Genomic DNA, 10797 nt, shown 5'->3' with positions numbered 1-10797 from the left:
TCGGTCGTTCGGGGTCTTCGGGGTCATCGGGCGCCCACCCGATCGAGCAGCGCGCCGAGCGGTCGGAAGACGCCCGCGGAGCGCTCCGATTCCACGGGCGTCGCCGGCGCGAGACGCAGGGGCACGCGCAGGCCGACGAGCTCGACGTCCTCGTCCTCTGCCGGCGGCTCCTCGCCACGCGCCTCCGCGGCCTCGACCTCCTTGTCGCGCTGCGCCTGCTGCGCGGCCTCGAGCTCGGCGCGCGGCACCCGCTCGGCGGGCTCGACCGGCTGGGCGGACACGAGGCCCTCCGTGGGCAGGTCGCCGTCGGGGAGCGAGAGCGTCACGGAGCCGGTCGCCTGCGCGCCGCCCTGCGCGATGTGGAAGCTGAACTGATCGGCGCGCGCGCCGTCGCGGGGCAGATAGCGCGCGATGCCGTCGGCGCCGCACACCACCGTCCCGTGCACCGCGTCGCCGCACGAGACGAGAGACAGACGCGCACCCGGGTCGGTCGCCACGAGCCCCGCGAGATCGAACTCGGAGACCTCCCCGGGCGTGAGCGGCGCATGCACGGACTGCGCCACGGGCGGCCGCTCGGCGCGGTACACCGGCACCGTGATGGTCGCGGGCTCCGACCAGGTGCCGTACTGGTCGGCCATCCGCACCGTGACCTCGAGCGGGCCGTCGAACGAGGCCTTCGGGCGGATCACGAGGTGCGTCTCCGTGGCCGTGACCTCGGCGACATCGGACGGCGAGACGGAGAAGACCTCCAGGCGACCGCCTCCCCCGCAGACGAGGCACGTCGCCCCCAGGTCGCTCACGGGGAGGAGCAGGGTGCCGCCGGCCGCGACCGGATGCGGGTAGGCGGCCGACGGGACCGACGGCGCCTCGGGCGCCTCGAGAGACACGACGTACTCCATAGTCGTCGTCGTGCGCCCGTTCGTCATGGGCACCGGCACGATGTCGCTGCCGTAGTCGGGGTCGTACTCCTCCGCGCGCAGGAGGAACCCGTCGGCGGCGCACGCGACGACGAGGTCGGACGCGGCCAGCACGGGCGCGCAGTCCGTCACGGTCCAGCCCTCCGGCGTGTTCACCGCCTTCTCGTCGAGATACGGGATGGCGATCGCGTTCGGCCCGCTGTAGGCGGCGGCCGGAGCGACGAGGCTCGCGGCAGAGGCCGCGGCGAGGGCGAGGACGGCGAGGCTGCGGCGCATGCGTCGCTCCTCTCCGTTGCCTCGCCGCGCGCGGACGCGGCGGCTTCCCATGCTAGGTCGGGCTGCCCGGTGCCGTTGGGGGCAGTACTCCCCACCTCCGCCCATCCGGACGTGCGCGAGAATCGACGGGATCCCATGAACGCGCCATCCGCAGCCCCGCCGCCCGCGATCGGAACCGACGCCGGGCAGACGCGCCTGCGCGCCGACGGCCCGAAGCCGCCACTCGGACGCGGCGGCTGGCCGCTCCCCGAGCTGACCGCGCGCCAGCAGCGCCCCAAGCGGTGGTGGCGGCACCCCGCGTTCCTCGTCTCGGCCATCCTCACGATCCTCGCGATGCTCGGGATGGCCGCGTGGATGGTCGTCAGCGCGATGATCTCGAGCGACGTCGTCGTCTCGGACATCGCGCTCACCGTGCAGGACGGCAACGCCCACCTCGACTGGGAGGGCCCCGACGCGGCGTACTCGGTCTACGCCGTGCACGGCGACGGCACGGCGACCGACCTCAGCCAGTTCGTGATCGAGAGCACCGAGGTCTGGCTGCCGCAGTCGACGGGCGCGTTCGAGAGCGACACGTGCTTCGTCGTGCGCGCAGCGGCCTTCGCCGACCAGCCCGTCGCGCTCGACGCGGCGGCCCTCGCCCGCGAGGGCGCGCAGAGCGTGTGCGTGGCGCAGGCGAAGCGATGAGACGGCGCGCCGCCGCCCTCGTGCTCACGGCGACTGCGCTCGCGCTCGCCGGCTGCTCGGGCGCCGCGGGCGTCGAGGCGGAGCCGCTCGAGGGCGTGGACCTCGGCGCCTACGACCCCGCGCACCCGGGGAACGGACTCTGGCTCATCCCGGGAGAGCAGGCGATCGCGGAGATCGCGGAGGCGGTGCGCGCCGCGGGCGACGTGCGCTACGAGGGGTCGTACACCGAACTCGTCGTGCACGACGATCCCGAGACGCCGCCCTCGCCCGGGCGCACGGTGTCGGTGACGTTCGCGGGCGACCCCGAGTCGTACGAGGCGAGTCTCGCGGCCGGCGACCTCGCGCTCGACGTCGTCGTCGCCGAGGGCGCCGCGTACGTCCGCGGCAACGACGCGTTCGCGCAGCGAAGCGGGCTCGCGGCGGCGCGGGACGGCTTCGTGTGCCTCGCCTCCGCGAGCGCGCTCGACGACTGGCAGCCGCTGCTGGATCCGTCGCTGCTCGTCGAGCAGCTCCTGCGCAGCGCCGAGGAGGTCGCCGTCATGCCGCCCGCGGCCGACGCCGAGACGGCCGAGCTCGTGATGGGCGGCAGCGAGAGCCCGACCGGGCACCTGACCGTCGCCGCCGTCGGAGCACCGCTGCCGCACGAGTTCCTCGCGGGAGATGGCTCCGGCGACGGCCGCTTCTCGTTCGCGGGATGGGGCGAGGACGTCGCGGTGACGGCCCCGGAGGATCTCGCGCAGGGGTGCTGACCTCCGTCGTGCGGCGGATCCGCGCGGCCGGGGTGCGCGCCTAGGGTGGTCACGACGACGACCGGGGAGGTCCCATGTCCCGATGGATGCGCGCGGCGGTCGCGACCGCCAGCCTCGCCCTGACCGCGCTCGGCGGCGCGACCGCCGCGCAGGCCGTCTCCCTCGACGACGGCGACCTCGTCGTCGAGGACACCGCCGGTCGCCTCTACCTGCCGCAGCTCGAGGACGCGCTCGACGAGATCGACTTCTACGCGCCCACCACCGTCGCGATCTACACCTACGAGGGCGAGGCCTCCGATGAGATGAACGAGCGCGTCCTCGCGTACGCGCGCGAGAGCCATCCCGAGTGGATCACCGACGACGGCCAGAAGTGGGCCGACGGGCTGTTCCTCCTCGCCCTCGACCCCGAGGGCCGACAGGTCGGGACGTACTTCGGCGAGGACCGCGCCGTGTCGCTCGACGACCAGGCGGCCATCCAGGACGCGACGAAGGACGCGTTCCGCGCGGGCGACTGGACGGGCGGGGTGATCGACGGCGTCGAGGCCGCCGCAGGGATCATCGAGCGCCCGTGGTACGCCTCGCCCGCCGTCATCGTCACAGGCTGGGTGGGCGGGGGCGCGGCTGTGGGCGCGTGGCTCATCGCCCTCGGCGTCCGCGCGAGCCGCCGTGAGAAGGTCGCGACGGCGCTCACGCGCGGCGGCGAGCATCTCACCCGCGTGACGATGGACCTCGAGACGACCGAGCTCGCGGCGCGCACGCTGCCGTCGGACTCGCCGTACGCGCAGCGGCTCGACCAGCGCTTCCACGACTTCTCGGCCCGCTACCACCGTGCCCTCGAGGAGCAGCGACGCATCGAGGCGCTCACGAAGAAGGAGCGCTCGCGCGCCGAAGCCGTGGAGGCCGCGCGCCGGTTCGCCGACGAGACGGCCGAGATGGACTTCGTCGACGACGCGATCGTGCACGCCGCGGCGCTCCTCACGAAGTCGCACACGTGGGAGCGCGCGTGGGCGGCGCAGGTCGATCCGGTGCGCGAGGACCTCGCGGGGATCACGGCGCTCGTGGAGGACCCCGCGGCGGCGGAGCTCGCGACCGCGCACGCGCTCACGGCCTTCCGGGCGGAGGCCGAGGCCGAGCTCGAGCGGCTCGGCGCCGGACTGCGCGCGGGCTCCCTCGGGCCAGGCGATGCGCTCGCGGCGCTGGAGGCGCTGCGCGCGCGGCTCTCGGACCTGCTCGCCGACCACTCGCGCGCCCTCATCGCGGCGTTCGCGCAGGCCGACTCCGAGCGCGAGGCGATGGAGGCCGAGCTCGAGCGCGAGCGCCAGACGAACCGCGCCCGCACGGGCTCGATCCTCGACACGGTGTCGACGCCGGGGCAGTACTGGAGCCCCGTGGCCTTCAGCGCCGGCTACTCGGCCGGCGTCACGCAGGTCGAGAGCGACCGCAGCGCCGCGTCGTCGTCCTCGTTCTCGAGCGGCGGCAGCGCGACCGGGTACGGCTCGAGCGGCGGGAGCTTCTCAGGCTCCGGCAGCTCGTCCCGGTTCTGAGCACGCGGACCGCGCGCCAGAGCAGGAGAATCCGCCCACAGCAGGATGGATTCGGCGACGACGTCCTGCTGCCGCGCGATTCTCCTGCGCTCGGCGGTGGCGCAGGGCGCGGCGGTGGCGCGGGGCGCGGAGGCGGCGGGGCGTGGCAGGGCGGTGGCGCAGGGCGCGGGGGGCTACTTCGCCTCCGGCTCGTCCTCGTCGGGGAGGAGCACGGGGCGGTCGATCGTCTTCGTCACGTCGGCCGGGTCGACCACGAGGAGCAGCATCGCGACGACGAGCAGCACGACGATGAAGACGATGCCCGCGATGATCGAGGCGACCGTCCACGCCTGGGAGATGACCTCGATGGGCTGCTGCGTGAACGCCCCCATCGACATGGCGCCCACGAGCAGCGCGAACACGGCCGACCCGAAGGCGATCGCGAGCAGCTGGACAGGGCGCATGAGCGCGCGTCGGGTGGGCTTGTCGGTCACGGACGGTCCTCCGAGGTGCGGGGGTCGCCCCCGCTGATGGGTGCTGCGGTCTCCGCCGACGCGGCGGACGGCGACGCGGGCGAGAACCCGGCGATCGCGAGGAACACCGCGACGATCGCCGCGTAGCCGCCGAAGAGGCCGACCGCGATGATCTCGCCGGTGAGGGTGAAGGTGCGTCCGGCGTCCTCGATGAAGTAGTCGAGCGCGTATCCCGAGGGCACGAGCAGCGTCGCCGCGCCGATGACGAGGGTCAGCACGCCGATCGTGAGGGTGTCGCGCGCGACGATCCTCTCGCCACGGCGGCGCTGGGCGACGCCGAGGCCCGTCTCGAGCGCTCCTGCGACGAGCGCCCACACGGGGATGACGACGAAGTAGAGAGCCGGGCCGCGCAGGCTCGTGATGCCCGCGGCCATGCCGGCGAAGAGGTGCGCGAAGGCCAGCAGGGCAGGCAGGACGCGCTGCCCCGCGGGCGTGACCATCCAGGTGCCGAGCCCCAGCACGACGGCGGTCGCGATCGCCCACCCGCTGAAGACCGAGAGCCCGACCGCGGCCGAGTGATCGGGCGAGAAGGTCACCATGAGGGCCGCCAGCGCCGCGATGAGCGCGCGCAGCAGCTGGACGTGGCGCGTGCTCGGGGCGAACGGCTGACGTGCGGGCATGGTGATGGGACCTCGTGCGTGCGAAGGGACACGTCCAGTCTAGGGAACCCGCCCCTGGGAACGGCCCGTCACGCGAGGGAGGGGCTCGGGCGCTCCCCTCCCTCGCGCGGCGCTCAGACGCGCGCCACCGGGTTCGGCATCTCGCCGGCGTACAGCAGCGACTCCGCCTGGTTGGCGAGGTCGACCATCTGGAGCGTGTTGCGCAGCTGGAGGCGGTTGAGGCACGAGTGCGCGAAGGACCCGGCCCTCAGGTCGACGTCGCCCGCGAGCCCGCGCGCGAGGTCGGGGTGGTCGCCCTCGTAGCGGTCGAGGCACTCGGCCACGAGCCGCCAGAACGCGGCGGCGGGCAGCACGCCGTCGACGTCGAGGATGGCCGACAGGTGCCGCAGGACGCCGTCGAACACGTCGGTGAAGATCGCGAGGGCCTTCTCGCTCCCCGGCGCCTCGGCGCGGATGCGCTCGACCTCCGGCGGCAGGCCGCGCGGACCGAGCACGGCGACCTCCTCGCCGATGTCCTTCATGAACGCGCGCGCGACGGTGTGCTCGCGCAGCACGAGGATGAGGTTCTCGCCGTGCGGCATGAACGCGAGATCGTGGCCGAGCACGCCGTGCACGAGCGGCCGCAGGTACGCGTGGAGGTAGGCCCGCAGCCACTCCTCGGGCGATCGACCCGACGCCCGAATGAGGGTCGTCGCGTCGGCGGAGCCCTCGTGATCGCGGTGGAGCAGGGCGGCCATCGTGACGAGCCGCTCCCCCGGGCCGATGAGCGGCACGGGGCTCTCGCGCCACAGCGCCGCGAGCATCTTCCGGTGGGGGTTCGGGGTCGGCGTGCGGTGGTAGACGTCGCCCGTGTACCCGATCGCCGCACGCTCGCGCAGCACGGCGAAGCCGGCCTCCGCGAAGGTCGCGTCCGACGCGACGGTGTCGGCGACCCAGTCGTTGATCGCGGGGGTGTCGCGCATGTACGCGGGCGAGAGCCCGCGCAGGAAGCCCATGTTCTGGATGGCCAGGGCCACCTTCACATAGGGAGCGCCGGGTCGCGTGAGGTTGAGGAACGTCCGGATGGACTGCTGCGCCTGGTACTCGTCGGCGCTCCGCCCGAGGAGGACGAGGTGACCGCGCGCGACGTCCGCGGCGAAGGTGACCGGGAGACGGTGCTCCGCCTGCCAGGGGTGGAGCGGGAGGAGGTGGAAGCCCGCGGGGTCGTGCCCCGCGTCGGCGAGGCGCGCCGCGAAGGCGCGCCGCTCGTCGGCCGTGAGCGCCTGCTCGAGGTGCGTCACCTCGTCGAGACCGCGCCCGAGCGACAGGTGCGTGTGCTCGCGGGCAGCCGCGACCCACACGAGGCGCGTGCGGCGGCCGTTCTCGGGCGCGAACGCGCTCCAGTCCGCGTGGGAGAACCCGATGCGCCCGTTGTTGGCGAGGAAGCCCGGATGCCCCTCCGTCATCGCCGCCTCCGTCTCGGGGAAGCTCGCCTCGAGCAGGCCCTCGGCGGTCGGCGACGCGCCGTCCAGAGCGCGCTGGCGCTTGCCGGCCGCGCTCGCGAGCGTCGACGAGAGCTCCTCGAGGTACACCGACACGAGCTGATCGGGGATGCCCAGGCGCGGCTGGAGCTCGAGGATCAGCTCGAGCACGTCGAGCTCGAGCTCGGCGCCGTCGCGCTCGCGCCGCACGCTCGCGGGGTCGATCGCCCAGTGCTCGAGGGGGAGCAGGCGGGCGCGGAAGGTGTAGCGCACGTCGCCCTCGGCCACCTCCCACCGCCCGTCGGCGAGCGGCGTCGGCGCGATGAGCCGCTCGTGGGAGAGCTCCGAGAGCGCCTTCACGACGAGGTGCCGATGCGCGTGCGCAGCCAGGTCGGCGGTGAGGTGCGGCAGCGGCGAGCGCTCCCCCGCCCATCCGGCGCCCAGCGGACTCGCCGCGAAGTCGTCGCGCGTGCAGACGCTGAGCGCGGCGCGCTTGACCCGCCCCTCCGCGAGGAGGTCGACCTCCCCGAGCACCCGGAAGCCGGCGGCGGCGTTCTTCGCGAGGATCGGCTCGTTGCGCACGTCGGGCTCGACGACGACCCGGCTCCGGCCGAGTCCGCCCTCCTGCGCCGTGCCGAGGCAGAAGCGCATCACCCCGCGCATGACCGCCGACGTGAAGCCCGTCGTCGGGTCGCCCGCAGGCGGCGCGATGAGGAGATGCATGCCGATGTCGCCGTGCTCGGCGCGGAACACGTCCGGCGGGAGCAGCGTGTCGGGCTCGTAGGTCTCGACGTAGAACGCCGCCTCCCCGTCGACGCGCCCGAGCCATCCCCCGTGCCTCGCGTCATCCGCGATCGTCTCGAGGTACGCGCGGACCTGCGCGACGTCGAGGTCCGCCATCTCCCAGAAGCGCGAGCGCGGATGCGCGAGCCACCGCTGCAGGCGCGCTGCGTCGCGCGCGGGGTCGATCGGCTCGATCTCGACGGCGAGCCGGGCGGAGACGGCCGTCGCGCTCATCGCGCCGCCTCCTCGAGCACGCGCGCCGCGCCATCCGTCGCCGCGCCGTCACCGGGGACGCCGAAGGTCTGGAACGCGATCCTCCGCTCGATCGGGTACGGCTCACGGCCCGTGATGGCCGCGAGCACGACCGACGCCCGCCAGGGCCCGAAGCCGAGGTCGGGCGCCGTCACGCCGTGCGTGTGCTCCTCGCCGCCGACGACATGGATGCGCTCGGCGTCGTCGACGGCGTACGTCCGCGCGACGTCCAGGCGGCCGCGGCGGTCCCTGCGCACGCGATGCGCGACCGGGTCGAGGAAGTCGGGGACCTCGGCGCGGTAGCCGGTCGCGGCGACCACGGCCCTCGTGCGGTGCTCGTGCATCCGATCGAGCTGCGCGTGGCGCAGGGTGAGCACGTGCTCGCCCGTCTCGGCGTCATGGCGCGCGTCGACGACCTCGGTGTCGGTGAGCAGCGTGGACGGCACCGTGCCGTCCGCGCTCGACAGCCGGTAGAGGGTGTCGTAGATCTCGTCGACCAGCTCCGCGCTGATGCCCTTGTAGAGCCCGCGCTGCTCGCGGCCGAGCCGCTCGCGCAGCTCCTCGGGAAGGGAGCGGTAGTGGTCGGTGTACTCGGGCGACGTCATCTCGAGCGTGAGCTTGGTGTACTCCATCGGGAAGAACCGCGGCGAGCGCGTGACCCAGTCCACCCGCCCCTCGCGCGCCTCGAGCAGGTCGCGGTAGACCTCGGCGGCGGACTGCCCGCTGCCGACCACCGTCACCGCGCCGCTCGCGAGGAGCGCTGCGCGGTTCGGGAGGTACTCGGCGGAGTGGACGACCGGGCCTGCGCCCGCGCCGGACAGCCCCTGGAGAGCCGGCGGCAGCGCGGGCCGCGTGCCGACGGCCAGGACGACGTGCCGCGCGAGATGCTCCTCGATGCCGCGCACCCCGCCATCCGGCCCGCGCACCTCGGCGCGGACGCGGAGCAGGTCTCCGGCCTCCTCCACGGCGACGACACGGCGGCGCCAGCGCAGCGTCGGCAGCTGCGCCGCGACCCAGCGGCAGTAGGCGTCGTACTCCGAGCGCAGCGGATAGAAGGACTCGCGGATGTAGAACGGGTAGAGCCGCCCCGTCGCCTTCAGGAACGCGAGGAACGAGTAGGGCGAGGTCGGATCGGCCATCGTCACGAGGTCGGCGAGGAACGGCACCTGGATGGTCGCGCCGTCGATCATCATGCCCGGATGCCACCGGAAGCCGTCGGCCTGGTCGAGGAAGACGGCATCGACGTCGGGCAGCGGCTGCGCGAGGGCGGCGAGCCCGAGTCCGAACGGGCCGATGCCGATCCCGACGAGATCGCGGACCGCGCTCATCGGGCGTCCTCCTCGGCGGTCAGGCGCGGGAGGCGCGGATGGACGTCGCGGCACGGCGGATCGTCGCGCGTCGCGAGGGCGTCGCCCGCGAGGAGCCCGTGCGCCGTCGCGCGCACGAGGTCGAGCACGGCTTCGATGTCCGCCAGAGTGGCGTCGGGATTCAGCAGCGTCAGCTTGAGACACGGGACGCCGTCGATGACCGTCCGGGCGACCATGGCGCGGCCCGACTGGAAGAGCACGCGGCGCACGAGCGGGACGAGCCGGTCCGCGGTCGCGTCGTCGACGCCATCCGGCTGGTAGCGGAACAGCACCGTGCTGAGATCGGTCGTGCCGACCGGGCGCAGCTCGGGGTCGGCGTCGAGGCGCTCGCGCACACGGCGGGCCAGCGCGCAGACGTCGTCGAACATCCGCCCCACCCGGTCGGGGCCCAGCGCGCGCAGGGTCGTCCACAGCTTGAGCGCGTCGAAGCGCCGCGTGGTCTGCAGCGAGCGGTCGACCTGGTTCGGGTCGGCGTCGTCGGCCCGCGCCTCCTCGGCGGGGTTCAGGTAGTCGGCGTGCCATGCGGCGGCGAGGAGGTCGGTCGCCTCGCGCACGATGAGCGCGCTCGAGGACACGGGCTGGAAGAACGTCTTGTGGAAGTCGACCGTGACCGAGCTCGCACGCTCGATCCCGTCCAGCAGCCCGCGCCGTGTGGGCGACACGAGCAGGCCCCCGCCGTATGCCGCGTCGACGTGCAGCCACACGCCGTATGCGTCACAGAGACCGGCCGCCGGACGGATGGGGTCGACGATGCCGCGGTCGGTCGTGCCCGCGGTGACGACGACGGCCATGACGACCCCGCCCGCGCCCGTCGTCTCCGCGAGCGCCCGCGCGAGCGCCGCGGGATCCATCCGCCCGTCCGCGTCGACCCCGACCGGCACGACCGCGTCGGCCGAGAGCCCGAGAAGGTGCGCGGACCGGGCGACGGAGAAGTGACTCGCGGCGGTCGTGAGCACGCGCAGCCGCGCCATCGCGCGTCCGCGGTCGTCGACCCCGCGCAGCGCCTTCTCCCGCGCGAGGAAGAGCGCCTGCAGGTTCGACTGCGTGCCGCCCGAGGTGAAGATCCCGTCGCCGTCGGCGAACCCGATCCGCTCCGCCGTCCAGGCGACGAGGCGCCGCTCCATGAGCGTCGCGACGAGCGACTGGTCGTACGTGTCGACCGAGGTGTTGATCGCCGCGAGCATCGCCTCGGCGGCGACGGCCGGGAGCACGACCGGGCAGTTGAGGTGCGCGGCGTAGGCCGGGTGGTGAAACCAGACCGCGTGCTGCGCGTAGAGCTCGTCGGCCTCGCGGAGGGCCGCCGCGCTGCCGATGCCGTCGTCGTCGAGCGCGACGGCATCGACGAGCGCCTCGAGCTCCCGCCGCTCGGCGCCCGAGGACGGGGCGGTCGTCGTCCGGAACCGCGCCGCGACGGCGTCGACGACGCCGTGCACGAGCCGCGCGTACTCGTCCGCGGTCCGATCCGTCAGCAGCGCGGTCGCACCGGCTGTCTCCCCCGCGGCGCTCCCGCTCGTCTCCGGCAGAACTCGTGCCATTCGCGTGATCCTCCATGCCTGTCTTGTACTTAGGGTTGGCTAACCTAAGGCACGGTAGCGGATCCGGCGAGCCGCCGCTGCACGGATGCCCGGAGAGG

General features: G+C 74.0%; 9 protein-coding genes. 3 read left to right on the top strand and 6 right to left on the bottom strand.

Translation table 11 applies throughout. The features are described from left to right. Positions 1-23 precede the first annotated feature (23 nt). A complete protein-coding gene (locus ACWXWW_RS05675) occupies positions 24-1193 on the bottom strand; it encodes an Ig-like domain-containing protein (protein WP_271172609.1) in 1170 nt (389 codons plus the stop codon). A 135-nt stretch (positions 1194-1328) separates the two neighbouring features. Between ACWXWW_RS05675 and ACWXWW_RS05670 the strand changes: the two genes are divergently transcribed. The 3 genes from ACWXWW_RS05670 (at position 1329) to ACWXWW_RS05660 (ending at position 4170) form a co-directional block, all read left to right on the top strand. Next, positions 1329-1877 (top strand): hypothetical protein, encoded by a 549-nt coding sequence (locus ACWXWW_RS05670; protein WP_455969245.1) that lies wholly within the window; start codon positions 1329-1331, stop codon positions 1875-1877. Then, positions 1874-2626: a hypothetical protein gene (locus ACWXWW_RS05665; protein WP_455969244.1), complete on the top strand. Its 753-nt coding sequence runs from the start codon at positions 1874-1876 to the stop codon at positions 2624-2626. Before ACWXWW_RS05670 ends, ACWXWW_RS05665 begins: the two co-directional genes overlap by 4 nt. 74 nt (positions 2627-2700) lie before the next feature. Further along, a complete protein-coding gene (locus tag ACWXWW_RS05660) occupies positions 2701-4170 on the top strand; it encodes a DUF5129 domain-containing protein (protein WP_455969242.1) in 1470 nt (489 codons plus the stop codon). A gap of 173 nt (positions 4171-4343) precedes the next feature. On the opposite strand, the gene ACWXWW_RS05655 is transcribed toward ACWXWW_RS05660, so the two are convergent. The 5 genes from ACWXWW_RS05655 to ACWXWW_RS05635 all read right to left on the bottom strand — a co-directional run bounded on the left by ACWXWW_RS05655 (position 4344) and on the right by ACWXWW_RS05635 (position 10699). Next, a complete protein-coding gene (locus ACWXWW_RS05655; RefSeq protein ID WP_271172605.1) occupies positions 4344-4643 on the bottom strand; it encodes an amino acid transporter in 300 nt (99 codons plus the stop codon). Continuing rightward, complete coding sequence (locus ACWXWW_RS05650; RefSeq protein ID WP_324013213.1) at positions 4640-5302, bottom strand: acyl-CoA synthetase; 663 nt, start codon at positions 5300-5302, stop codon at positions 4640-4642. Before ACWXWW_RS05650 ends, ACWXWW_RS05655 begins: the two co-directional genes overlap by 4 nt. Before the next feature lie 113 nt (positions 5303-5415). Further along, on the bottom strand, positions 5416-7779 hold the full coding sequence (locus ACWXWW_RS05645; protein WP_455969240.1) for a GNAT family N-acetyltransferase: 2364 nt from the start codon (positions 7777-7779) through the stop codon (positions 5416-5418). Continuing rightward, positions 7776-9125, bottom strand: coding sequence for a lysine N(6)-hydroxylase/L-ornithine N(5)-oxygenase family protein (locus ACWXWW_RS05640; protein ID WP_455969238.1), 1350 nt, complete (start codon positions 9123-9125; stop codon positions 7776-7778). Before ACWXWW_RS05640 ends, ACWXWW_RS05645 begins: the two co-directional genes overlap by 4 nt. After that, positions 9122-10699: a pyridoxal phosphate-dependent decarboxylase family protein gene (locus ACWXWW_RS05635; RefSeq protein ID WP_455969237.1), complete on the bottom strand. Its 1578-nt coding sequence runs from the start codon at positions 10697-10699 to the stop codon at positions 9122-9124. The genes ACWXWW_RS05640 and ACWXWW_RS05635 overlap by 4 nt, the downstream gene beginning before the upstream one ends. Positions 10700-10797 lie beyond the last annotated feature (98 nt).

This window comes from Microbacterium sp. KNMS (genome assembly GCF_053851835.1).
This window is presented reverse-complemented; position numbering and strand designations above follow the sequence as displayed.